The following is a 22,915-nucleotide window of genomic DNA, read 5'->3' as shown; positions in this document are numbered from 1 at the left end:
GGGTGACGGATCGAATATTAGGCGCGCTGCACCAGTTGGCGCTCTAAGCGCTAATTCACCTTCTTCTTCGCCGGTGCCTTGGCCGCGGCGGCACGTCCCAGCACCGCCTCGCGGCCCGCGCTCAGGATCTCGTCGGACGTTTCGCCGCTGCCGGCGATGCGCGACATCACTATGGTGCCCATCATGGTCGCCAGCGTCGCCGTCGCCTGCTTGCGGGCGGCCTTGCGCGGCACGTCCAGGATCTGGTCGGCCATCATGTCGATCATCTGGTCGAGCTTGAGGGCAAACGCCTTGCGGGTCTTCGGGCTCTCGCGGGCGATCTCGGCGCCGAGCGCCGGGATCGCGCAGCCCTGGCCGGGATCGTCGCGGTGCACCGCCGAAAGATAGCCGTCGATGATGGTCGAAAGTCGCTTCTCCGGCGGCGTGTCCGCGGCGACCTTGCGCCAGCGCTCGATGGCGCGGTCCATCGCGTAGCTGAAGGCCTCGATCACCAGCGCCTCGCGCGAGTCGAAATGCGCGTAGAAGCCGCCATGCGTCAGGCCGGCGTCCTTCATCAGGTCGGCGACACCGATGCCGTGGGCGCCCCGCTCGCGCAGCCGCGCCGCGGCCTTCTTGACGATCCGCGCGTGGGTCTCCTGCTTGTGTTCTTTCGAATAGCGCATGCCGGTCTCATGGAATGTTTCTAATCATATAATAGCAGATTTGCGGCCGGAATGCTGCAGTTATTTCGCCTTGTCGGCCACTTTCGGTTCCCCGCCGAGCATCGAAAACGTCGCGGTCGCGTGCACCGCAAGATTGCCCTTGCCGTCGCGGACGAAGCCCTCGGTGTAGCTGGTCTGGCGCCCGAGCTTGATCACCTTGCCTTCGGCGCTGATGGTGCCCGACCGTGCCGACAGCGGCCGCAGATAGGTCAGCTTGAGGTCGAGCGTCACCGAAGTCTGCCCCGCCGGCAGCATGGTCGAGATCGCACAGCCCATCGCGGTATCGAGCAGCGCCGCGGCGGTGGCGCCGTGCAGCAGGCCGATGGTGTTTTCCAGGCTCTCATGCGGCTCGAGTTCCATCACGATGCGCCCCTGCTCGACCACGGCCATGCGGAAGCCGATCATCTTGGCCATCGGCGGCGGCGGCAACCGGCCGTCGCGGATCGCGCGCATCGCCTCGATCCCGGACATCGGCAGCGCCGCTTTCGCCACCGGTCCGGGCGCCTGCCATTCCACCACGCGGGTGCGCGTTAGATCGGGCGAACGAAGATCGATGCTTTCGGCGGCGGTCATGACGGCTCCATTTATATGACGCATATAATTCTATAGATCCGCATCCCTCGGCGCAACCGCCGCACCCGGTCCCTTGACAGAGCCATGCTTTGTCCGGGACATGGCGCAAGTCATTCCGGGGCGACGCGAGCACCAGACCCGGAATCTCGAGATTCCGGGTCTGGTGCTTGCGCACCATCCCGAAATGACTTGTCGATCCATTCCTGCGCCGGGGCTTTTCCATGGACATGCTCAATCCCCACTGCGGCATCGCCCGCGACGACAGAGGCGTCGTCCGCCTCACCATCTGCAACGCCGGCAAGCTGAACATCGTGAGTTCCGCGGTCACCAACGGCGTGCGCGAGGGTTTTGAGCATCTGGCCGCCGATCCGAGCATCCGCGCGGTGATCCTGGCCGGCGAAAGCGAGCGCAGCATGATCGGCGGCGCCGACATCAAGGAAATGGCGACGCTCGACCAGACATCCGCCGAAGCATTCATCAGCCGGCTGCGCGACCTCTGCGAGGCCGTGCGCAAATTCCCGGCGCCGGTGATCGCCCGCCTGCCCGGCTGGTGCCTCGGCGGCGGCCTCGAGGTCGCGGCCGCCTGCGACGTCCGCGTTGCCGCACATGACGCGATGTTCGGCATGCCCGAGGTGCGCGTCGGCATCCCCTCGGTGATCCACGCCGCGCTGCTGCCGCGCCTGATCGGCTGGGGCCGCGCCCGCTGGCTGATCATGACCGCGGAGAACATCGACGCCCAAACCGCGCTCGCCTGGGGCCTGGTCGACACCGTGGCAAAACTCGGCGGCCTCGACGACGCCGTCGAGCACACCGTCAAGGCGCTGCTGGAATGCGGCCCCGAAGCGCTGCGCATCCAGAAGGACCTGCTGCGGCAGTGGGAAGAGCTGCCGCTGACCGAGTCGGTCAACCTCAGCGTCGGCGTGTTCGGAAAGTCGTTCCAGACCGGCGAGCCGCAGCGCCTGCTGCAGGGATTTTTAGATCGCAAGCGGTAGCGGTTCAGCACCCGTGGCCCGCGTGAGCGCCGCAACATGTCATCTGTAGCCCGCATGAGCGAAGCGACATGCGGGGCCGGATGCCCCGGATATCGTTTCGCTCATCCGGGCGACGCTTGCTGCGCCCTCGCCACACATTCGCCGATGCGTCGATCGGCCAGAGGCCGGGCTACCACCAGCGGCTAGCTCGATACCGGGATCTCGATCAGCACCAGCGTGCCGCGGCCTGGTTCGCTTTCCAGCGCGATCCGGCCGCTGAGCGACGACACGACGGTGTTGAAGGCGATGTGCAGGCCGAGGCCGATATTGCCCCGCTCCCGCCCGGTGGTGAAAAACGGATCGAACACGCGGGCCTGCAAATCCTCGCGGATGCCGACGCCTTGGTCGGCGCAGGCGATCCGGGCGAGCGCCTGATCCGGCTGCGTCACCGTCATGGTGAAGCGTCCGCCGCGGCCGTCGGGATAAGCGTGCGCCGCGGCGTTGAACGCCAGGTTGCTGATCACCTGCGCCAGTGCGCCGGGATAGCTGCTCAGAACGATGCCTTGCGGGCAGTCGAGTTCGACGATCAATCCCTGCCGGGACAGCAGCGGCCCGAGCTTTGCGATCAGCTCGGAGAGCCATCCGCCGAGCTCGAATGTATGGCGCTCCTCGTCGGCGTGATGGATGGCGACCTGCTTGAAGCTGTGCACCATTTCAGATGCCCGATGCAGGTTTTCCGAGGTCAGTCGAAGGCCGTTCTCGATTCGTGCAATGCCCCTTGTCAGGTCGGAGCGCCGGACGGCGGTGCCGCTCAGCGCCTCGCCCATCGCGCGAAGGTCCGCCTCCATGGTGGTTGACGTGGTCAGCGCCAGGCCAAGCGGCGTGCTGACCTCGTGTGCGACACCGGCGACGAGCTGCCCGAGCGAGGCCAGCTTCTCGGCCTGCACGAGCTGCGATTGCGTCGCGTGCAGATCGCGCAACGAGGCTTCCGAACGCTCCTTTTCCTGCTTCAGCGCCTGCGCCGTTCGAAACTGCTGGCGCGCGCGGAACTCGCGGGCGGCGACGGCGTAAAGCGACAGCGCAAAGGCGTTGAGGACCAGGGAATGATTGATGAAGCGCAGCCCCGGCGGCAAAGCCGGCCCGAGCGATTCAGCGATGCATAGCGCAATCCATGTCGTGAGACAGAACACCGCCAGTGGCCCGATCCGCAGCGGCAGCATGGTCGAGACGAACAGGATCACCATCATCACGCCGGGTGCCGCATAGGTGAATCCCGAGGGCAGCACGAGGTAGACGCTCGGCAGCACGCAGCCTGGAACGACGCAATAGACGAGGAAGATCGTCTCGGCCCACGGCTTCATCGCCGGCACCGAGAGCAAGGCGGTGAGCGGCAGCAGGACCAGCACGGCGACCCCGCCGCGGATCGCCAGCGTGGTCGCCACGACGTCGGGATAGAGCACCCAATCCCAGAACGCATATCCGGCATAGGTGAAGGCGCCGAGCAGCATCGCGACCTGCGTCCAGCCGATATTGCCCCGTACGTACTGGTCTACAAATCGGCGCTCCTCGACGATGTCGTCGAAGCGCAGTCCAAGGCGGGTCAAAAGACGGAGCATTACAATATCAAACGAAAAAGGCCTGGCACTGGAACTTGGCACTGGAAATGGGAGCGTCGAAAATGGTCTACGACAGCTTGCCCGCGCTGTCGCGTCCTTTTGGCGCATCGGCGACCGCGGCGCGGCATCGCGCCGCGCCCCTCACCGGGCGTTGGCCGGGGCGTGGGTCGGCCAGAGGTCGGCGCGCCAGTGCAGCGCGATCGCCAGCATGGCGACGAAGCCGGCGGCGGCGAGCAGCGTGCCGGTCGCGGTGTAGCCGATCAGGTCGATCAGGCTGCCGGCGGCGAGCAGCCCGAGCGGCAGGCCGTAGATCACCATCATGCGCACGCCCATGACGCGGCCGCGCAGATGCGCGCTGGCATTGCGCATCAGCATCACGGCGGCCGAGATCATCGACATGCTCTGCGCGATGCCGGCGAGCAGCAGGCAGGCCATCGCGACCGGCATGGTCCTGAGCTCGACGAACACCAGCAGCATGGCGTACCAGGCGAGCGTCGCGCCGATCAGGAGCCGCGCGATGCGTACCCCGCCGGCCATGCTGAGCGTGATCGAGCCGATCAGCGAGCCCACCGCAAAGCTTGCCGAGAGATAGCCGAGCCCGGTCTGGTCGGTATGGAAGATGTCGCGCGCGACATAGGGCAACAGACCGTTGGTGAGCGGAAACGCGGTGAGGTTGGCGAGGAACGCGACGCAGAGCGCGGCGCGCATGCCCGGACCGCTCCAGGCATAGACGATGCCCTCCTTGAGGTCGCGCAGCAGCTTTGAGCCCGGCGCGGCGGCCGCAAGATCGGTCGTGCCATGCGACTTCGGGCGGCTCATGCAGAGCATCAGGATGGCGGCGACGAAATAGAAGCCGGCAATCCCGACATAGACGTAGCCGATGCCGAGCGCCGCGAACAATCCGGCCCCGGTCAGGGCTCCTGCGATACGCGCCGAGTCCTGCGTGGTGCGCGCCAGGCTGATGGCGCCGACCAGCTGCTCCGGCGGCATGATGTCGGCGAGCAGCGCGCCGCGCACGCCGAGATTCGACGGGCGGGATCACACCCATGATCGCGACGATGATCATGACGTTCAGCGGGGCGAGATGCCCGGTCAGCGCCAGCGTCATGATGGTGCCGGCGAGCACCGTATAGGCAAAGCGCATCACGGCGAGCAGATCGCGGTGCCCTATGCGGTCGCCGATCATGCCGACGACCGGCGCGACCAGGGTGCCGACATATTGCAGCGACGCCAGCACGGTCAGCAGCAGCACCGAGCCGGTCTCGACCATGATGTACCAGCCGAGCACCAGCGTCTCGACCTCGAACGCCCAGGAGGTGAGCAGATCGGACGGCCATTGAAAGCGATAGCTGCGGATGCGAAATGGCGCGAGCGCGGAGGTCCGCGTGGTCCCGCTCAAGACGCGATGACGCGTGTCACGGCGTGTCCTGCCCTTTTCCTTGTTCTTCTGGGTCTTGCTTCTTGGTCGTGCTTGCGGCGCTTTGAATTCGTCTCGAGTCGCTTGGGAAAACGCTCTGTTCCGGCAGCGTAGCGCCGAGTCGATTGGTGTCAATCGAGGCTGCCGCATGCGGCCATGCACGATGGTATCCGCAGCGACGTGATGGCGTAGCCTCGCGAATCGCAGGCCCTACATCGGCGGCGCGGCGCGCCGCAGCATGAAATGGGTGGGTATGAAGGCGAGCAGTGGCAGGCCGATCATCAGGCCGGCCAGCCACACCAGCGGCGGCACGAAGCCTTGCGCCGCCCTGTCGCTGGTGCCGAAGACGTAGTTGATGTTGACCGGGGTCATGCCCGGGTCCGGCCGCGGTCCCGGCATCACAAAGTAGCAGATCAGCAGCAGCGCCCATGCCAGCACGCCCCAGGCGATCAGCGCGCGCTGGTCATAGCCGAGCCGCCAGACCAGGAACAGCAGCAGGAACGGCAGCCAGCCGTGGAAGCCCGACAGGAACCGCAGGAACAGCGACAGGTTCTGGTCGAACATGTAGTCGGTCATTCCGGTGAGCGAGCAGCCGGCGACATGGGCGAGAAAGTCGATCACCCAAAATGTTTGCGGCACAAGGAGTCCGACGGCGCACATCGAAATCAACAGTGCGCTCTCGGTCCAGACCCCGATCAAGGTGAGGATCAGGCAGACATCGCAGAAATACAGAAAGTTGGTCGGCCCGTAGCAGTAGGTGTACACCGGCACCAGGACAGCCATGAAGGCGCTGAAGCCGATCTTGACGGAGAGCGGAATGCGGGCGGACGGCTGCTCGACGGCGATCACGGACATTGCGGTGGGACTTTCCATTGCACAATCCGCCAGCCCTAGCGCCGGATCGGTAAACAGACCCGTATTCCGCAACCTTGAATTGATCGGCGTCCGGGAATTCGGTTAACGCCAACTCAGCGGCGCCGGTACAGTTTTAGCCGCCCGCGCGCGCGATGATCGTACTAGCATGTCTGTTCCGAAGCCGCGGAGGACGACATGAACGCCTTCGAAGTTTTCGCGATCTACCTGGCGCCCTTTGTAATCATCGCGATCGCAATCCGCCTGCTGATGCAGCGCCATGCCGTCGACCTGCCGGACGTGCAGAAACAAGCGGGCTGCGCGCCGAAGCGACGATTTCTGCTCGGCGCCTGGCGGTCGGATTAGGTCAGGTCGCAGACAAGCTCGGATGCGCCGCCGCCCAGCGAAAATTCTCAATCACTGATTTGCCCGACGGCGCAAGCGACGACCAAGCGAGTGTATGGTTTGTCTGTCTCACCCGATCGAGGGACGAATCGCGATCGTCACGAACGGTCGAGATGCGGACACCTATTCGGTGTCGTCCCTGCCTAGTGCGCAATTGCGCACGGGAGCAGGGACCCATAACCACAGGCCGTCATTGTTGAGCGGCGCCCGAACGACGAGTCCCATTCACAATATCCGCTGCGGAGTATGGGTCCCCTGGCTTTCGCAAGGACGACATTGGTGATGGCGGAACGATCCCGTCCCCAACTCATGCGAACACGACATTTTGTCATGAGAGCCGCAGTTGCATTTTTTGCATTGCATCATATGATGACAATAATTCAATCAAATCCCCGGCATTGAAGGGACTCCTGCCATGGCAACCAGCACCGATCCCGTCGTCATCCTCTCCGCCGCCCGCACCCCGCTCGGCCGCTTCATGGGCGAGCTCGCGCCGCTGCCGGCGCACAAGCTCGGCTCGCATGTGATCGGGGCTGCGCTCGAACGCGCAAAACTTGCGCCCGAGCGCATCGACGAGGTGTTCATGGGCAACGTGCTGCCCGCCGGCCAAGGCCAGGCCCCTGCTCGCCAGGCCGCGCGCGGCGCCGGACTGCCGGATGCCACCGGCGCCACCACCGTCAACAAGGTCTGCGGTTCCGGCATGAAGGCGACCATGCTGGCCCACGACATCATCAAGGCCGGCTCGGCCGAGATCGTGCTGTCCGGCGGCATGGAGAGCATGAGCAATGCGCCGTATCTGTTGCAGAAGGCGCGCGGCGGGTATCGCGCCGGCCACGACCGCATCATCGATCACATGATGATGGACGGGCTCGAGGACGCCTATGAGACCGGCCGCTCGATGGGCGATTTCGGCGAGGCGACCGCGGAGGCCTATCAGTTCACCCGCGCCGACCAGGACGCGTTCGCGATGGAGACGCTGAGCCGTGCCCGCAAGGCGGTCGAGGGCGGCGCCTTCAAGGCCGAGATCGCGCCGATCACGCTCGCCGAGAAGGCCGGCCCGCGCATCGTTGCCAATGACGAGCACCCGCTGAAGGTCGATCCGGCAAAAATCCCCGGCCTGAAGCCGGCGTTCCGCGCGGGCGGCACCATCACGCCTGCCGCCTCCTCCGCCAATGCCGACGGCGCCGCAGCGCTGATCCTCAGCCGCCGCTCGCTCGCCGATCGCGATGGACTGCCTGTGCTGGCCGAGATCAAGGGCCACGCCACCCACAGCCAGGAGCCACAGTGGTTCACGACAGCGCCGATCCCGGCGATCAGAAAACTGCTCGACAAGGTCGGCTGGAGCGTCGGCGATGTCGACCTGTTCGAGATCAACGAGGCGTTTGCGGTGGTCGCGATGGCGGCGCAGCGCGATCTCGGCATTCCCAGGGACAGGCTGAACATCAACGGCGGCGCCTGCGCGCTCGGCCATCCGATCGGCGCCACCGGCGCGCGGCTGATCGTGACGCTGCTGCACGCGCTGGAGGCGCAGAACCTGAAGCGCGGCGTTGCCGCGCTGTGCATCGGCGGCGGCGAAGCCACCGCGATCGCCGTCGAGCGGGTCGCGCACTGATCCGGTATACCGTCATTGCGAGCGAAGCGAAGCAATCCATCTCTTTTCACAAACCGAACGATGGATTGCTTCGTCGCTTCGCTCCTCGCAATGACAGTTAGTTATGAAAGGCGTCCGTGAGGCAGTACGACGGCCTGGCGCCTAAGTCCGAAAACGAGGGAACTATGGCATTTTAGCCATGGCTCCTCTGTGCCATATTGCGCATCACGCAAAGCTTTCACCGCAATCGATCCGGAACACAATGATCTCGAACTGGCTTGCTTCCGCCCTCGCCCGCCGCAACATCCACTACGGCTGGGTGATGGTGGCCGTGACTTTCCTTGCCGCCCTGATCTCCGCCGGCACCGTCGGCGCGCCCGGCGTGTTCATCGTGCCCCTGCAGAAGGAGTTCGGCTGGTCCACCGCCGAGATTTCCTCCGCGCTGTCGATCCGCTTCATCCTGTTCGGGCTGATGGCGCCGTTCGCCGCCGCGCTGATGAACCGCTACGGCCTGCGCAACGTGACGCTGGCGGCGCAGTTGATCGTGGTCTCCGGTCTATTGGCCTCGCTCGCCATGACCCAGGTCTGGCAGCTCATCCTGCTGTGGGGTGTCGTGATCGGAATTGGCACCGGGATGACGGCGCTGGTGCTCGGCGCGACCATCGCTGCGCGCTGGTTCGTGGCGCGGCGCGGCCTCGTGGTCGGGATCCTCACCGCAAGCGTCGCGACGGGACAGCTCGCCTTCCTGCCCCTCCTCGCGACACTGACCGAGCGCTACGGCTGGCGCGTCGCCCTTGGGCTGGTCTGCGTCATGCTCGGCGTCGCCGCCTTCGCCGTGCTGATGGTGGTGCGCGACCGGCCGAGCGACGTCGGCCTGCGTCCGTTCGGCGACGAGGGCACCGCGCCGCTTCCCGCGCCGCCGCCGGCCAATGCGCCGATCGTGGCCGCCGCGCTCGGCACGCTGCGCGATTCCGCGAAATCCTCGGTGTTCTGGATCCTGTTCGCGACCTTCTTCGTCTGCGGCGCTTCCACGAACGGCCTGGTCCAGGTTCACCTGATCCCGATGTGCCTCGACTACGGTATCCCGCAGGTGCAGGCGGCAAGCCTGCTCGCCGCGATGGGGATCTTCGATTTCTTCGGCACCATCGTCTCGGGCTGGCTGTCGGACCGCTACGACAACCGCTATCTGCTGTTCTGGTATTACGGCCTGCGCGGCCTGTCGCTGCTGTTCCTGCCGTTCTCCGACTTCACGTTCTACGGGCTGTCGCTGTTCGCGATGTTCTATGGCCTCGACTGGATCGCGACGGTGCCGCCGACCGTGCGCCTCACCGCGCAGCGCTTCGGCGCCGAGCGTGCCAACCTGGTGTTCGGCTGGATCTTCGCCGGCCATCAGCTCGGCGCTGGCGCCGCCGCGTTCGGCGCCGGACTGTCGCGCACGATCTATCAGAGCTACCTGCCGGCGTTCTTCATTGCCGGCGCGCTGTGCATCTTTGCCGCGCTGATCGCTCTGGCGATCGCGCGGCCGCAGCCGAAATCGGTGGCGGAGCCGAAGCCGGTCGCGGCCTGAGGCCGCTTCCCGCGCGACGTGCGCCGGTCAGTACGACAGAATGGTGCGCATCCCGAACACCACGCTGTCCTTGATCCGATGCGTTTGCGTCGGATCGTTGGGATCGACGGCGCCGCCGCCGGGATGGGCGATGTATTGAAACATCGGCTGCATGGTGAAATTCGGGTTCACCACGTGCTGGTAGGTGATCTCGAGAATCGCCTCGTAGTCGCGGATCGGATACGGCGTGCCCGTGAAGATCTGGGTGTCGCGGTCGAGCGCACGCGCGGCGTCCGAAATCCTGGCATAGATCGCGGCGATGCCGAACCGATCGTCCGGATATGTCTCGCTGAAGCCGGTGAACAGGAAGCCGCCGTCGACATAGGTGCTGATCAGATTGCGGTCCGATGGGCTGACCGAGGCGCGCATGAAGAACGCCACGCCCTTGTCAGCGTCCGGCCTGGCGCGCGCAAGCAGCTGCTCGTAGACCATGAAGATGCCGTTGTCCCGCCGCAGCCATCGCGTGTCGCCGGAGCTGTCGGGATCAGCGAGCGACAGCCCGTCGGCCGAGAAGCGCTGGTCAGCAAACGAGCCCACGTGATACCAGGCGCCGCCGGTGATGGTCGCCGGCAGCCTGCTCTCGCCGATCTCGAACTTGTATTTGAGCTGGCCGATCCACCATGGCGGATCGTTGACCCGGAAATTCAGCCCGTGGGCGTTCAATATCTGCGGATCGTCCGTCCCCTGCGGCGGCGAAGCCGAGCCGTCGAACAGTGCCAGATAGGCGGTGATGCGATCGGACAGATTGGCCTTGAACCGGATGCCGGGCACGGCAAGTGGCGGCGACGGTCCGCCGGCCGGCAGAATGGTGCCGACAATGCCGGGCCAGCCGAGCGCCGAATTGATGAAGATGTCGTCGTACTGGCTGTCGATGAACTCGACGTCCGAGCCCTGCTGGCCGACGCGCACCGAGAGTTTGCCGCCGAGCAGCTTCTGCTCGATCCAGAATTCATAGAGCCGCATCGCCGGCAGCGACTCGACGCCGGACACCAGGAACAGGTTGCCGACATAGCTCCGCGACAGCCCGTCGCCGTGGATCTGGTACATGTTGGCGTGGAAGGTCGCGCCGGTCCAGCCCATCGCCTTCTCGAGGTCGATGGTGGTGCCGAGATCGAGACGGCCGGTATAGGCCGCGCCGTTGCTGACGCCGCCGGAGACGTTGGAAAACCCCTCACCGATATAGGTCAGGCTGAACTGGTAGCCGGCTTCCTCGAGCGCAGCCCGCGTATCCGCAATCCGGTCGGCGAAGGGCTGGTCCTCCGCATGCGCCGGCGCGCCGAGTGCGAGGCCCGCGGCCACCAACATCGCGGGGGAGAGAACTCTGTACATGGGAAATGCCGCGGTGCGATCGCGCTATTTGACGATGCCGAGCCGCCGCATCAGCAGATAGGCCAGCAGCGCCGACCCGGCCAACAGGCCTGCGGCCACCAGAAATCCGCTGTCGACGTCGGTCAGCGGCAATCCCTTGGTGTTCATGCCGAAGATGCCTGTGACGAGCGTCGGCGGCAGCAGCATCATGGTGACGACGGACAAGGCGTGGAGGTGCTTGTTGCTCTCCTCCTCGAGCTTGAAGCGCAGCTCTTCCTCGAGCAGGCGGCTGCGCTCGTGCAGTTCGACGATGTCGTGGTCGAGGCCGTCGAGCCGCTGCGCGAGCTTGCCGGCCTGCAGCCGCAGCGCCGGGCTGAGATTGTCGGTGTTCTTCTGCTCGAGCCGGTGAAACAGCACGCGCAGGCCGGCGAGCTGGCGATGCAGTCGCACACAGGTGCGGCGCATCCGGCTCAGATTCTTGCGCAGCTCCGATCCGGTATCCTCGGCGAGCACCCGCTCCTCGATCGCATCGATATCGGTGCCGATCTTGTCCGCCATGCGGTCCATGGTATCGGCGATCTCGTCGACGATCTTCTCCAGCAGCGCCGCGACGCTGCCGACGCGATGGCCACCTTCGAGCACGCGGCGCGTCGCATCAGCGGAGCACAGCGCCTGATGGCGGCCGCTGACCAGGAGGCGTTCGGTCATCGCAAAGCGGAGAAAGCCGGTCTCCCGGGTCGCGGCGTCGATATCCCGCACCAGATCGGAAAACACGCCGTAGACGCAATTGTCGACGACGTGGATCTGCTGGAAATTGTCATTCGACAGCAAGAGGTCCCGCGCGAGCTGCGGGATGTGCATGTTGGCGAGCCATGCCCGGGTGCGGACGTCGGTCAGGTTGAAGTGCAGCCACAGCCTTCCGTCATGGCTCGGCTCGATCGGCGCATCGATCGGAAGCGCCTCGGCACGGCCGTCGTGATGCAGGCGGAACGCCCAGACCAGACCGGGGACCGCCTCACGGGTCAGCAGCGACCCGACCGGAGCGGGAGGTGGATCAGCCAGCATGGCCGCCCTCCAAGGCAATCGACAACGCAACCGCGCGAAATGACATGTTCAAAGCCTCGCCCACGCGCAACGCTGAGCAAGCGCGTCCCTTCGACGGAACATAGGAGGACGCGCCTGTTACAGTGTTATGTCAGCGACCGCCCTACTCCGCCGCAAGACCGGTCGGCGCCGCCGCCTCCGCGGCCTCCTTGTTGTAGTCATGCACGACGCGGCCGAACGGCAGCGTCAGATCGGCGAGGAAGTGGTGCGCGCCGACGACACGCTTGACCGGGAAATCGGCGACCGGTGCATTGACATGCGGCACCAAATGCAGCCGGCCCGGTCCGATCCAGGAGCCCTTGACGACGATGTCGGTCAGGTTGATCGCGACCAGCTGGCAGACCTCGAGATGCCCGTCGACGCCGGGGATCATCTTCAGATTAACTTGCGTCTTCGACAGCGTGGCGCGGGTGACGTCGCCATTGCCCGCCATGCTCTCGTGCTTGTAGCCCATCGTGCCCATCGCAACGAGCTGGCCGGCATATTCCAGCGTGCCGGTCAGCGTGTCCTTGACGATCTCGAGCTTGGGATGAGCGTACTTCTTCGGAAAGCCCCAGATCTCACGGCCGGCCGCGATCGGCGGATCATCGTCGAGATACATCTGGCAGACGAAGTTGACCTCTTCGCCATGCAGGCGCGCGGGGATCACGAGGCCGGACTCGGTGTAGCTGCCGAAGCCGGAGCTGTCGGGCATCTTGATCCATTCGTAATGCACGAACGCCTGCTCGATCGGCTCCAGCGGCTCGGGCAGGCCGGCGCGGATCAACTCCGGATCGGTCTCATAGGTGATGACGAGGAATTCGCGATCGATGAAGCGATACGGACCGGCGGGATAGCTCGGGCCGGCGGCCGGCATCGACGGACGCTTGAGCAGATCTTCCCTGCGCATCGCAATAACCCCCTGTTTGAAAAATTTTCCCGGAAGCTAACGGCCGAGATTGACAGCGATGTGAGGAATTTCCGTCAGGCGCATGACCGCGGTTGCGCGTCGCGACCCGCGTCGCGTTGCCGAGGCCAATGCTAACCATGCAGGCAGGCATGCCGGATGCGCCGAGTGTGGGCGCCGCAATTGTCATCACGGCGTCATCGGCGCGCTGAATTCTCGCCGCGAATTTCTGGAGTGTCTGATATGGACGCGCGAACCCCGCATTTCGACGACATCGATCACGCGACGCCGGGCTGGCGTCCGGAAGGCTGCGATCGCGTGGCCCTGGTCCTGCAGGGCGGCGGCGCACTCGGCGCCTATCAGGCTGGCGTCTATCAGGCGCTGCATGAATCCAACATCGAGCCCGACTGGGTGTGCGGCGTCTCGATCGGCGCGATCAACTCGGCGATCATCGCCGGCAATCCGCCCGAAAAGCGGCTGGAGCGGCTGCACACATTCTGGGATCGCATCACCAGCCGCAAGATCTGGCACTACACTCCGGACGGCGACGTCTTCCGCAAGGCGCGCAATTTCACCAGCTCATGGCTGACGACCACGCTCGGACAACCCGGCTTCTTCACCCCGCACCAGGCCAATCCGTGGTTCAGCGCGGCCGGCGCGCGCACCGCCACCAGCTACTACGACACCACGCCGCTGCGCGAGTCCTTGCTCGAGCTGGTTGATTTCGACCGCATCAATTCCAAGAAGATACGCTTCGCGGTCGGCGCAGTGAACGTGCTGTCCGGCAACTTCATCTATTTCGACAATGCCCATGACGAGATCATTCCCGAGCACATCATGGCGAGCGGCGCGCTGCCGCCGGCGCTGCCGATGGTGAAGGTCGGCACCGACCATTTCTGGGACGGCGGCATCGTGTCCAACACGCCGCTGCAGCATCTGCTCGACCAGGAAGACAACATGAACTCGCTGGTGTTCCAGGTCGACCTGTTCTCGGCGCGCGGCGCGCTGCCGCGCGACATCCAGGACGTGATGGCCCGGCACAAGGACATCATGTATTCGTCGCGTACCCGCTACAACACCGACGTCTATCGCAAGACCTACAATCTGCGCACCGCCCTGCACAATGCGCTGGGGAAGATCCCCGACGATCAGCTGTCGGACGAGGAGCGCCAGCTCAAGAAGGCAAACGCCCGGCTGCCGGGCATCACGCTGTTGCAGCTGATCTATCAGCAAAAGGCCTATGAGGGCGACGCCAAGGACCACGAATTCTCCGGCACCTCTATGCGCGAGCACTGGGTGAGCGGGCACGAGGACACCAAGCGCTCGCTGAAGCGGCGCGAATGGATCAAGATGCCCGAGAACGGCATGGGCATCGTGATCCACGACGTGCATCGGGAGGCGGAGTAAATAAGGCCGTCATTGCCGGGCTTGACCCGGCAATCCATCCCGCTTCGGATGACTCATTCGATGGATGCGCGGGTCAAGCCCGCGCATGACGCGTTGAGTCTGAGGGCCCTTACGGCCGCGTCGACATGTTGCTCGGCGGACCAGCCTTGCGGATCGGTTCGGCGAGGCGCGCGAACTCGCAGAGCAGCGAGCGCGTCTTGCGCGGGTCGATCACCTCCTCGACCCAGAACTTCTCGGCCGAGCGGAACGGCGAGCGCAGCTTGTTGAGGCGATCCTCGATCTCGCGCAGCTTGGCGGCGGGATCGGCGGCCGCATCGATCTCGGCGCGATAGGCCGCCTCGATACCGCCTTCGAGCGGCAGCGAGCCCCAATAGGCCGACGGCCACGCATAGCGCATCGAGAAGCGGTTGGCCGGCTGATGCACCACGCCGGCGACGCCGAAGGCGTTGCGGATGATGATGGTGCACCACGGCACCGTGCTCTGGTTGACCGCCGCCATCGCCCGCACGCCGTGGCGGATGGTCGCCGTCTTCTCCGCCTCGAGCCCGATCATGAAGCCCGGGCAGTCCATCAGATAGACCACCGGCAGATGGAAGGTCTCGGCGAAGTCGACCCAGCGCACCACCTTCTGGCAGGCGTCAGCGGTCCACGAGCCGCCATAGTGGAACGGATCGCTGGCGAGCAGCAGCACCGCCCTGCCCTCGATCCGCGCCAATCCGGTGATGATCGGGCGGCCGAAATTGGTGCCGACCTCGAAGAACGAGCCCTTGTCGACGACGGCATCGATGATCGGCCGCATCTTGTAGACCTGCCGGCGGTTGCGCGGCACGGCGGTGAGCAGCGATTCCTCTGCACGTTCCGGATCGTCGGTGCAGGGAATGGTCGGCGGCAGGTCGTAGACCGACGACGGCAGATAGGACAGGAAACGCCGCGCATAGTCGAACGCCTCCTCTTCGGTCTCGACGGCCTGGTCGATCGCGCCGGCGCGGGTCTGGATGTCGGCGCCGCCGAGCTCTTGCTTGGTCAGATCCTGACCGAGGCGCTTCACCACCGGCGGGCCGGCGACGAACATCGCGGAGCTCTTGGTCATGACCGAGTAGTGGGTGGCGGCAAGCCGCGCGGCACCGAGGCCCGCGACCGAGCCGAGCCCGAGACCGACCACCGGCACGCGGGCCAAATTGGCGGTCGTGTACCAGTACCAGCGCGTACCGCCGACGCCGCCGGGCAGATTGGCCGCGCCCCTGGTCTCGATCGTCTTCACCGAGCCGCCGCCGCCGGAGCCCTCGATCACGCGAACGATCGGCAGGCGGAAGTCGTGCGCCATCTCCTCCGCCATCAACGGCTTGGCGGAAATCGATGCATCCGCCGAGCCGCCGCGCACGGTGAAGTCGTCGCCGACCACGACGACGGTGCGGCCGTCGACCCTGGCGCGGCCGAACACGCAGTTCGCCGGCGTCAGGTGCTTGAGTTCGTTGCTCTCGTCATATTCGGCAATGCCGGAGATGGCACCGACCTCATGGAAACTGTTCTGGTCGACGAGCTTGTCGATACGCTCACGAACCGTGAGCCGGCCCTGGTCGCGTTGCCGCTTGACCTTGTCAACGCCTCCCATCTCCCGCGCGAACGCTTCGCGGCGGGCGAGGTCGTCGAGTTCCGGCTTCCAGTTCATTCACTGCTCCCGTCTTGAGGATTTTGTTGTTGTTATGGGCGGTCACCGGAAGCGACTTGCGCTCGATCCGATTGCTGAAGATGTCGCCGTCGGCGCCTTCGAGCAGGCTGCCGAGCGCGGCCGCGAGCTCGACCATTTGCGGCGCGACCTCGCGATGCAGCCGCGCCTCGTCATACATCGCCGAGAGCAGGCCGATCGTGGTGACCACATAGGTCTGATACTGCGGCGACCACAGCGGCACCGCGACGCCGTTGATGTGCGGGCTCCACAGTCCGCAGGCGACGACGTAGCCGTGCTCCTGCAAATGCCGGCGGTTGGCCTCGATGCGCGGCGTCAGCATCTTGGCGCTGTCGGGCAACTCGCCTTCCATCTCGGCGATCAGCGCGTCGCCGACCGCGGGATCGAGCGCGGCCGTGTAGGCGTGGCCGGCCGCGGTGGTCGCCATCGAAATCCGGCTGCCGGTGGCCTCATGCAGGCCGAGCGCGTTCGCCGCGCGGGCGAACTCCAGATAGACCAGGTGAAAGCGGTCGGGGATGACGAAGCCCACCGTGCCGGGCAACTGATCGGCGACATCCTGCAGGCGCAGCCGGATCAGATTGCGCAGCTGCAGCCCCTTCATCATCGTGGTGCTCATCGCGACCGCGCTCGGGCCGATGCGATATTTCTGGTCGCGCGGCAGATAGACCAGCTGACCCATCCGCGTCAGCGTGTGCGTCAGCCGTGACACCGTCGAACGCGGCAGGCCGCAGCGGTTCGAGATCTCGAGATTGCCGAGCCGGGCCTCGTGTCCCTCGAAGCACCGCAACACATCGAAGGCGCGCGACACCACCTGGATGACATCGCCATCGCCTGTCTCGCTGGCGAGCATTCCCTGCCTGCTAAGCCGTTCCGAGCGCCTTCCCATCTGTTTGGCTCCATTCCGTCCTGCGGAATAAAATTCCACTTGCAGAAGAAGCTACCTCAGGCAATCTGCCGCCACAACAAAAAGCCGTTCGCCGGATGAAATTTCCGCAAGACGGTATCGGAGAGTGGAATGCCAGAGATCAAGGTTGTGACCGAAGTTGCCGGGCGCGTTTGCGCGCTTCCTGTCGAGACCGGCAGCAGCATCGGCAATGGCGACGAGATTGCGTTCGTCGAAGCGATGAAGATGGAAATACCGGTCACGTCGACGACAGCAGGCAAAATCAAGTCGATTCTGGTCAAGATCGACGATGTCATCGCCGAAGGCCAGGCGGTCGCGATCGTCGAGACCTGAGATCCCACCCCTGCCATCCGGCCGCGACAATCTGTCCGGTGATGCAGCGGCCGAAATCGCCGGCTTGCGCCGGAGGTAGCGTTGCCATCGCCGGATCACGATGCAATCATTCCGCCCGGAAAAGTTTCGCACAGCGAAACAAAGGGAGGAATTATGATCCATCGGCTGATGGCGCTCGCGCCTGCCGCTCTTGCCGGCATTTCGATCTTCGCTGCCCTGCCCGCCTCGGCCGACGACATCAAGCTGCCGCCGACCATGGCGGTGACCGCCTACGACACCGGCACCGCCGGCTTCAACATCGCGGTCGGCGTCGGCAAGATGATGAAGGACAAATACGGCACCGACGTCCGCGTGCTGCCGGCCGGCAACGACGTCGCGCGGCTCGCGCCGCTGCGCGCCAAGCGCGCGGTCTCCTCGGCGATGGGATCGGGGACCTATTTCGCGCAGGAAGGCGTGTTCGAGTTCGGCGCCAAGGAGTGGGGCCCGCAGCCGCTGCAGCTCATGCTGTCGTCGGTCGACTGCAATTGCGGCGCGCTCGGCGTGGCAGCCGATGCCGGCGTCAAGGAAATGAAAGACCTTCGCGGCAAGCGCGTCGGCTTCGTGGTCGGCTCGCCGGCGCTGAACCAGAACTCGCTCGCGATGCTCGCGTTCGGCGGCCTCACCCAGAAGGACGTCAAGATCGTCGAGTTCGCAAGCTATGGGGCGATGTGGAAAGGCCTGATCAACAACGACACCGATGCCGCCTTCGGCACCACGATCACCGGCCCCGCCAAGGAAGCCGAGACCTCGCCGCGCGGCCTGATGTGGCCGCCGCTGCCCGCCGACGACAAGGAAGGCTGGGCACGGGTGAAAAAGGTCGGCTCGTTCTTCTTCCCGCAAACCGCAACCTGCGGCGCCGGCATCTCGCCGGACAAGCCGATCCAGCTCGGCAATTACCCCTACCCGATCTTCGTCGCCTATGCGGCGCAGCCGGTCGACCAGATCTACGCGATCACCAAGGCGATGATCGTCAACTACGACGCCTACAAGGATTCGGCGCCCGGCGCCGCCGGGCTCGGCGCCGACCGGCAGACCAAGAACTGGGTCGTCCCCGTGCATCCCGGCGCGGTGAAGGCGCTCAAGGAAACCGGCCACTGGAGCGACGAGCAGGACGCGCACAACAACACGCTTTACAAGCGCCAGGAGGTGCTGGCCGCCGCCTGGACGGATTACGGCAAGTCGAGCCCGCCGTCGGACGACAAGGCCTTCCTCGATGGCTGGATGAAGGCGCGCGCTGCCGCGCTTGCGAAAGCCAATATGCCCAATGGCTTTGAGTGAGACCCGCCAACGCGCGATGAGATCGGGTTAGTCGTCATCGCGCTTGCGCCCGTTCGAGCATGGTGCTTCCGGAAAACCGCTTCGCACTTTTCCGGATCATGCTCTAGGCTACGGGCAAAACGGACAACATTGGGGGATGCAATGCCCGAGAACGCCGCGGCTGCGCCTGCGAAAAGAATCGAGTTTGAAGATCCGCATGCCGGTCTCGACAATCTGCAGGAGGCCGAGGTCACGCGCGTGCGCACCCTGCGCGGGGTGTGGCGCTGGGCGCTGGTGGTCGCAACCGCCGCAACCATCCTGCTCTGCATCAACCAGCAATTCTCGCTGCGCTTCTTCATCGACTACACCCAGCTCAACACCGAATATTTCTATCTCTTGATCGCGCTGATGCTGCCCTTCACGTTCCTGATCTTCCCCGGATCGGAGCGCGCGCCGCTGAACCGCATTCCCTGGTATGACCTCGCGCTCGCCGTCGCGACCTTCGCCGCCTCGATCTGGCTGATGCTGAACGTGCGCAAGGCGGCGCAATATGGCTGGGAGTCCGACGGCGCCCCGAGGAACGTCGTCATCGCCGGCCTCGTGATGTGGGTGATGCTGATGGAGGCGCTGCGCCGGACCGGCGGCTGGAGCCTCCTGCTCAGCGTGCTGCCCTTCACCGTCTATCCGCTGTTCGCCGAGGCCAGCTGGCTCGGGCCGTTCCGCGGCTCGCAGCTGACGCTCGACCAGACCACCGCCTATCACGTGTTGTCCGGCGAGAGCCTGCTCGGCATTCCGATCCAGGCCTTCGCCGATACCGTGATCGGCTTCCTGGTGTTCGGCACCGCGCTGATGATGACCGGCGCCGGAAAATTCTTCATCAACCTCGCCTTCGCGCTGTGCGGCACGTTCCGCGGCGGTGCCGCCAAGGTCTGCATCTTCGCGTCCGGCCTGCTCGGCATGATGTCGGGCTCGATCGTTTCCAACGTGCTGACCGCCGGCACCATGACGATCCCGGTCATGAAGAAGAGCGGCTTCCGCGCCTCCTATGCCGGCGCGATCGAGGCCTGCGCCTCCACCGGCGCCGTGCTGGCGCCGCCGGTGATGGGCGCCACCGCGTTCGTGATCGCGCAGTTCCTCAATATCAGCTACGCGGAGGTCGCGGTGGCCGCGATCATTCCTGCGGCGCTCTACTATGTCGGCCTGTTCATGCAGGTCGACTCCTACGCCGCACGCCACGGGCTGAAGGGCATTCCGCGCGCCGAGCTGCCGCGCGTGATGGATACGATCAAGAACGGCTGGTATTACGTCTTCGTCATTGCGCTCCTGATCGTGATGCTGCTGTATTTCAAGCGCGAAAGCCACGCGCCGTTCTACGCCACCGCGCTGCTGCTGGTGCTGAACCAGATCTTCTCCAAGGAGAGCCGCTGGACGCTCGGGACGATCGGAAAATTCCTCGAGGTCAATGGCCGCACCTTCGTCGAGCTGGTCGGCATCCTCGCCGGTTGCGGTCTGCTGATCGGGGCGTTCTCGATGACCGGCGTGGTCTCGAGCCTGGCCAACGATCTTTTGACGCTTGCGGGCGACAACGCGTTCCTGCTGCTCGTGATGTGCGCCTTCACCAGCCTGATCCTCGGCCTCGGGCTGACCACCACCGCCTGCTACATCTTCCTCGCCATCCTGGTCGCGCCCGCGCTGGAGAAGCTCGGGCTGAACCGGATGGCGGTGCACATGTTCATCTTCTATTGGGGCATGCTGTCGTCGATCACCCCGCCGGTGGCGATCGCCTCCTTCGCTGCGGCCGGCATCGCCGGCTCGCCCGCGATGAAGACCGGATGGGAATCGATGTGGGTCGGCAGCATCATCTATTTCATCCCGTTCTTCTTCGTGCTGAACCCGGCGCTGGTGATGCAGGGACCGAGCCCCTATCTCGCCGGCCTCGGCCTGATGGCGCTCGCGGCCTGCGGCACGCTGTTCATCTGCGGCGGCATCCAGGGCTACCAGGCCTTCGTCGGCGACCTCCGCGGCGCCGGTGCCCTGGAATGGCCGCTCCGGGTGCTGCTGGTGATCGGCGGCTTCGTGCTCGCGACGCCAGGCGGCGGCATCAACCCGCTGTCGCAACTGCAGGTGTCGCTGCTGGGGCTTGCGATCCTCGCCCCGACGGTGTTGATCGCCTTGCTGCTGGTCCGCCGTCAGGCGCTGGTTCCGAACCAGTTGCGCGCGCCTTGATTGCGTTGCACAACAGGAGGCGATGAAACGATCGCCTCCTCCCGTCACCGCCACCACCACGGCTTGGTCCAGCTCGAAGCCGCCGCTGCTGCGGTTTCTGCACACTTGTTACGCAGACTTCCTGCCGGAGGCCGCGGGCGCGGTTGCCGACTACATCCCCGAGCTCGGCAAGGCCGACCCTGCCCATTTCGGCATCAGCCTGGCGACGCTCGACGGCCACGTCTACGAGGTCGGCGACACCAGGGTGCCGTTCACCATCCAGTCGATGTCGAAGCCGTTCGTGTTCGCGCTGGCGCTGGACACGCTGGGCGCCGAACGGGTGGAAAGCGTGATCGGCGTCGAGCCGTCCGGCGACCCCTTCAACTCGATCCGGCTCAATGCCGAGAACCATCCGTTCAATGCGATGGTCAATGCCGGCGCGATCGCCTGCTCCGGCCTGCTCCACGCCGACAAGGGCGACGGCGCGTTCGACTACATCCGCCAGGCGCTCGGCCGCTTCGCCGGACGTGAGCTCGATATCGACGAGGCGGTCTATGCCTCCGAGAGCGCCACCGGCGACCGCAACCGGGCGATCGGTTATCTGCTGCGCACCAACAGCGTGATCACCGAGAACGTGCCTGCGGTGCTCGACGTCTATTTCCGGCAATGCTCCATCCTGGTCACCGCACGCGACACCGCCGTGATGGCGGCGACGCTCGCCAATCGCGGCATCAACCCGCTGACAGAGGAGCAGGTGGTGACGCCCTACGCCATCGCGCGCACGCTATCGGTGATGACCTCGTCGGGCATGTACGACTATGCCGGCGAATGGATCTACCGCGTCGGCATTCCCGCCAAGAGCGGCGTCGGCGGCGGCATTCTGGCGGCACTGCCGGCGCGGCTGGGGCTCGGCAGCTATTCGCCAAAACTCGACAAGCACGGCAACAGCGTGCGCGGCATCAAGGTGTGCGAGACGCTGTCGGCGCATTACGACCTGCATATGCTCAACCGCAGCGACGACGCACGCCACAGCATCATCGCCGACTACAATATCGGCAAGAACCCGTCGCGGCGGGTGCGCCGGCCGCAGGAGCAGGAGATCCTGGCAAGGCACTTCCAGGAGGTCCGAGTGATCGAGCTGGTCGGCACCCTGTCGCTCTCCAATGTCGACTATGTCTCGCGCCGCCTCGCCGGCAGCCCGCGGCCCGAATTCGTGATCTTCGATCTGCGCCGCGTCACCGCGACGACCCGCGCCGGCGCAAGGCTGGTGGCCGAAGCTTTCCAGGAGCTCGCCGAGCTCGGCGTCACCGTGATCCTGTCCGGCATCAAGCGGACCTCGCGCGAATGGGCCACGATCAGCGAGTGGACCAGGCGGCTCGGCAATATCAGGGATTTCTATCTGCTCGACACCGCGATCGAGTGGGCCGAGGACCAGATCGTCTACCGCTATGGCGGCTCGATCGACTTCCTCGAGACCACGGAGCTTTCCGAGCAGCCGCTGCTCGCCGGATTGAGCGAAGCCGAGATCGCCGATCTCACCTCGATTTGCACGGTCCGGACCTACCAGCAGAATGAAAAGGTCATCGCCGCGGGCAGCGAGGCCACCTCGCTGTTCTTCCTCCGCAGCGGCGTGGTCCACGTCACCCTGCCGGACGGCATCCGGCTCGCGACGCTGACTGCCGGCATGGCGTTCGGCGAGATGGCGCTGCTGGAGCCGAAGCGGGTCGCGGACGTGGTCGCCGACATGTCGGCGACCACCTACGAAGTGACGATCGAGGATTTCGAGCGCTTCCGCGAGCGACATCCGCGCGCCGGCGAGCGGATCATGCGCAACCTCGCGCAGATCCTCGCCGAACGGCTGATCCTGGCGAATGCAAAGGTGGATCTGCTGACGTCGGGGTAGGTCTCTCTGTTCTCCCTCTCCCCGCCCTTCGCGGGGAGAGGGTCGGGGTGAGGGGCTGCATCCGCAAAATAACTTCGAGTTAGACTCGCGGAGATTCCCCCTCACCCGGACCGCATTCCGCTTCGCTGCATGCGCTCCGGCCTCTCCCCG

General features: G+C 65.3%; 19 protein-coding genes and 1 pseudogene. 10 read left to right on the top strand and 10 right to left on the bottom strand.

What is annotated here, in order from left to right; genetic code table 11:
- Positions 1–50: 50 nt before the first annotated feature.
- Positions 51–662, bottom strand: coding sequence for a TetR/AcrR family transcriptional regulator (locus ACVMDN_RS13600; RefSeq protein ID WP_076826575.1), 612 nt, complete (start codon positions 660–662; stop codon positions 51–53).
- Between the two features lie 60 nt (positions 663–722).
- Positions 723–1,274, bottom strand: coding sequence for a PaaI family thioesterase (locus ACVMDN_RS13595; RefSeq protein WP_076826573.1), 552 nt, complete (start codon positions 1,272–1,274; stop codon positions 723–725).
- Positions 1,275–1,495: 221 nt separating this feature from the next.
- On the opposite strand from ACVMDN_RS13595, the gene ACVMDN_RS13590 reads away from it, so the two are divergent.
- Positions 1,496–2,266 carry an enoyl-CoA hydratase gene (locus ACVMDN_RS13590; protein WP_076826571.1) on the top strand — a complete coding sequence of 257 codons (771 nt, stop codon included), beginning with the start codon at positions 1,496–1,498 and terminating at the stop codon, positions 2,264–2,266.
- A 182-nt stretch (positions 2,267–2,448) separates the two neighbouring features.
- Here the strand turns inward: ACVMDN_RS13590 and ACVMDN_RS13585 are convergent, their stop codons facing one another.
- Together ACVMDN_RS13585 and ACVMDN_RS13580 are read right to left on the bottom strand one after the other, a co-directional pair.
- Positions 2,449–3,861: a sensor histidine kinase gene (locus tag ACVMDN_RS13585; RefSeq protein ID WP_076826569.1), complete on the bottom strand. Its 1,413-nt coding sequence runs from the start codon at positions 3,859–3,861 to the stop codon at positions 2,449–2,451.
- Positions 3,862–4,002: 141 nt separating this feature from the next.
- Positions 4,003–5,098: pseudogene (locus tag ACVMDN_RS13580) on the bottom strand (MFS transporter).
- Here ACVMDN_RS13580 and ACVMDN_RS13575 point away from each other — a divergent pair.
- The gene (locus ACVMDN_RS13575; RefSeq protein WP_456843696.1) at positions 5,046–5,201 is read left to right on the top strand and encodes a hypothetical protein; all 156 of its coding nucleotides are present in this window, start codon (positions 5,046–5,048) and stop codon (positions 5,199–5,201) included. The pseudogene ACVMDN_RS13580 and the gene ACVMDN_RS13575 sit on opposite strands and share 53 nt — an antisense overlap.
- Before the next feature lie 287 nt (positions 5,202–5,488).
- On the opposite strand, the gene ACVMDN_RS13570 is transcribed toward ACVMDN_RS13575, so the two are convergent.
- Positions 5,489–6,151, bottom strand: a complete 663-nt coding sequence (locus ACVMDN_RS13570) for a hypothetical protein (protein ID WP_233475336.1) — start codon at positions 6,149–6,151, stop codon at positions 5,489–5,491.
- A gap of 177 nt (positions 6,152–6,328) precedes the next feature.
- Between ACVMDN_RS13570 and ACVMDN_RS13565 the strand changes: the two genes are divergently transcribed.
- The 3 genes from ACVMDN_RS13565 (at position 6,329) to ACVMDN_RS13555 (ending at position 9,693) form a co-directional block, all read left to right on the top strand.
- Positions 6,329–6,496: a hypothetical protein gene (locus ACVMDN_RS13565; RefSeq protein ID WP_456835175.1), complete on the top strand. Its 168-nt coding sequence runs from the start codon at positions 6,329–6,331 to the stop codon at positions 6,494–6,496.
- A gap of 454 nt (positions 6,497–6,950) precedes the next feature.
- A complete protein-coding gene (locus ACVMDN_RS13560; RefSeq protein ID WP_076826563.1) occupies positions 6,951–8,147 on the top strand; it encodes an acetyl-CoA C-acyltransferase in 1,197 nt (398 codons plus the stop codon).
- Between the two features lie 241 nt (positions 8,148–8,388).
- Positions 8,389–9,693, top strand: a complete 1,305-nt coding sequence (locus ACVMDN_RS13555; RefSeq protein WP_076826561.1) for an MFS transporter — start codon at positions 8,389–8,391, stop codon at positions 9,691–9,693.
- A 27-nt stretch (positions 9,694–9,720) separates the two neighbouring features.
- Here the strand turns inward: ACVMDN_RS13555 and ACVMDN_RS13550 are convergent, their stop codons facing one another.
- The 3 genes from ACVMDN_RS13550 to ACVMDN_RS13540 form a co-directional block, all read right to left on the bottom strand.
- The gene (locus tag ACVMDN_RS13550; RefSeq protein WP_076826559.1) at positions 9,721–11,061 is read right to left on the bottom strand and encodes a carbohydrate porin; all 1,341 of its coding nucleotides are present in this window, start codon (positions 11,059–11,061) and stop codon (positions 9,721–9,723) included.
- Positions 11,062–11,085: 24 nt separating this feature from the next.
- Positions 11,086–12,105, bottom strand: a complete 1,020-nt coding sequence (locus ACVMDN_RS13545; protein WP_092085466.1) for a transporter — start codon at positions 12,103–12,105, stop codon at positions 11,086–11,088.
- A gap of 142 nt (positions 12,106–12,247) precedes the next feature.
- Positions 12,248–13,033: an acetoacetate decarboxylase gene (locus ACVMDN_RS13540; protein WP_076826556.1), complete on the bottom strand. Its 786-nt coding sequence runs from the start codon at positions 13,031–13,033 to the stop codon at positions 12,248–12,250.
- Positions 13,034–13,273: 240 nt separating this feature from the next.
- Here ACVMDN_RS13540 and ACVMDN_RS13535 point away from each other — a divergent pair, with 240 nt between their 5' ends.
- Positions 13,274–14,437, top strand: coding sequence for a patatin-like phospholipase family protein (locus tag ACVMDN_RS13535; protein WP_083714945.1), 1,164 nt, complete (start codon positions 13,274–13,276; stop codon positions 14,435–14,437).
- A gap of 109 nt (positions 14,438–14,546) precedes the next feature.
- Here the strand turns inward: ACVMDN_RS13535 and ACVMDN_RS13530 are convergent, their stop codons facing one another.
- Together ACVMDN_RS13530 and ACVMDN_RS13525 are read right to left on the bottom strand one after the other, a co-directional pair.
- Positions 14,547–16,106 (bottom strand): acyl-CoA carboxylase subunit beta, encoded by a 1,560-nt coding sequence (locus ACVMDN_RS13530; protein ID WP_076826554.1) that lies wholly within the window; start codon positions 16,104–16,106, stop codon positions 14,547–14,549.
- Complete coding sequence (locus ACVMDN_RS13525; protein WP_057019748.1) at positions 16,036–17,010, bottom strand: IclR family transcriptional regulator; 975 nt, start codon at positions 17,008–17,010, stop codon at positions 16,036–16,038. The genes ACVMDN_RS13530 and ACVMDN_RS13525 overlap by 71 nt, the downstream gene beginning before the upstream one ends.
- 129 nt (positions 17,011–17,139) lie before the next feature.
- Here ACVMDN_RS13525 and ACVMDN_RS13520 point away from each other — a divergent pair, with 129 nt between their 5' ends.
- From ACVMDN_RS13520 to glsA, 4 genes are all read left to right on the top strand, one after another.
- Positions 17,140–17,361: an acetyl-CoA carboxylase biotin carboxyl carrier protein subunit gene (locus ACVMDN_RS13520; protein ID WP_076826552.1), complete on the top strand. Its 222-nt coding sequence runs from the start codon at positions 17,140–17,142 to the stop codon at positions 17,359–17,361.
- Positions 17,362–17,514: 153 nt separating this feature from the next.
- Complete coding sequence (locus ACVMDN_RS13515; RefSeq protein WP_076826550.1) at positions 17,515–18,678, top strand: TAXI family TRAP transporter solute-binding subunit; 1,164 nt, start codon at positions 17,515–17,517, stop codon at positions 18,676–18,678.
- A 141-nt stretch (positions 18,679–18,819) separates the two neighbouring features.
- A complete protein-coding gene (locus ACVMDN_RS13510) occupies positions 18,820–20,883 on the top strand; it encodes a TRAP transporter permease (RefSeq protein ID WP_076826548.1) in 2,064 nt (687 codons plus the stop codon).
- A 22-nt stretch (positions 20,884–20,905) separates the two neighbouring features.
- The gene (glsA, locus tag ACVMDN_RS13505; protein ID WP_076826546.1) at positions 20,906–22,765 is read left to right on the top strand and encodes a glutaminase A; all 1,860 of its coding nucleotides are present in this window, start codon (positions 20,906–20,908) and stop codon (positions 22,763–22,765) included.
- The last annotated feature ends 150 nt before the right edge of the window (positions 22,766–22,915 follow it).

The sequence above is a fragment of the Bradyrhizobium sp. USDA 4510 genome (assembly GCF_054059095.1).
The sequence above is the reverse complement of the archived record's forward strand: the minus strand, read 5'-3'. Positions and strand labels throughout refer to the sequence as shown.

Excerpts from the sequence above, each read along its gene's own strand:
- ACVMDN_RS13525 (WP_057019748.1), bottom strand. The coding sequence starts at position 17,010 with ATGGGAAGGCGCTCGGAACGGCTTAGCAGGCAGGGAATGCTCGCCAGC.
- ACVMDN_RS13545 (WP_092085466.1), bottom strand. The coding sequence starts at position 12,105 with ATGCTGGCTGATCCACCTCCCGCTCCGGTCGGGTCGCTGCTGACCCGT.
- ACVMDN_RS13600 (WP_076826575.1), bottom strand. The coding sequence starts at position 662 with ATGCGCTATTCGAAAGAACACAAGCAGGAGACCCACGCGCGGATCGTC.
- ACVMDN_RS13590 (WP_076826571.1), top strand. The coding sequence starts at position 1,496 with ATGGACATGCTCAATCCCCACTGCGGCATCGCCCGCGACGACAGAGGC.
- ACVMDN_RS13520 (WP_076826552.1), top strand. The coding sequence starts at position 17,140 with ATGCCAGAGATCAAGGTTGTGACCGAAGTTGCCGGGCGCGTTTGCGCG.
- ACVMDN_RS13550 (WP_076826559.1), bottom strand. The coding sequence starts at position 11,061 with ATGTACAGAGTTCTCTCCCCCGCGATGTTGGTGGCCGCGGGCCTCGCA.
- ACVMDN_RS13535 (WP_083714945.1), top strand. The coding sequence starts at position 13,274 with ATGGACGCGCGAACCCCGCATTTCGACGACATCGATCACGCGACGCCG.
- ACVMDN_RS13575 (WP_456843696.1), top strand. The coding sequence starts at position 5,046 with ATGCCGACGACCGGCGCGACCAGGGTGCCGACATATTGCAGCGACGCC.
- ACVMDN_RS13585 (WP_076826569.1), bottom strand. The coding sequence starts at position 3,861 with ATGCTCCGTCTTTTGACCCGCCTTGGACTGCGCTTCGACGACATCGTC.
- ACVMDN_RS13510 (WP_076826548.1), top strand. The coding sequence starts at position 18,820 with ATGCCCGAGAACGCCGCGGCTGCGCCTGCGAAAAGAATCGAGTTTGAA.
- ACVMDN_RS13515 (WP_076826550.1), top strand. The coding sequence starts at position 17,515 with ATGATCCATCGGCTGATGGCGCTCGCGCCTGCCGCTCTTGCCGGCATT.
- ACVMDN_RS13565 (WP_456835175.1), top strand. The coding sequence starts at position 6,329 with ATGAACGCCTTCGAAGTTTTCGCGATCTACCTGGCGCCCTTTGTAATC.
- ACVMDN_RS13570 (WP_233475336.1), bottom strand. The coding sequence starts at position 6,151 with ATGGAAAGTCCCACCGCAATGTCCGTGATCGCCGTCGAGCAGCCGTCC.
- glsA (WP_076826546.1), top strand. The coding sequence starts at position 20,906 with ATGAAACGATCGCCTCCTCCCGTCACCGCCACCACCACGGCTTGGTCC.
- ACVMDN_RS13595 (WP_076826573.1), bottom strand. The coding sequence starts at position 1,274 with ATGACCGCCGCCGAAAGCATCGATCTTCGTTCGCCCGATCTAACGCGC.
- ACVMDN_RS13555 (WP_076826561.1), top strand. The coding sequence starts at position 8,389 with ATGATCTCGAACTGGCTTGCTTCCGCCCTCGCCCGCCGCAACATCCAC.
- ACVMDN_RS13530 (WP_076826554.1), bottom strand. The coding sequence starts at position 16,106 with ATGAACTGGAAGCCGGAACTCGACGACCTCGCCCGCCGCGAAGCGTTC.
- ACVMDN_RS13560 (WP_076826563.1), top strand. The coding sequence starts at position 6,951 with ATGGCAACCAGCACCGATCCCGTCGTCATCCTCTCCGCCGCCCGCACC.
- ACVMDN_RS13540 (WP_076826556.1), bottom strand. The coding sequence starts at position 13,033 with ATGCGCAGGGAAGATCTGCTCAAGCGTCCGTCGATGCCGGCCGCCGGC.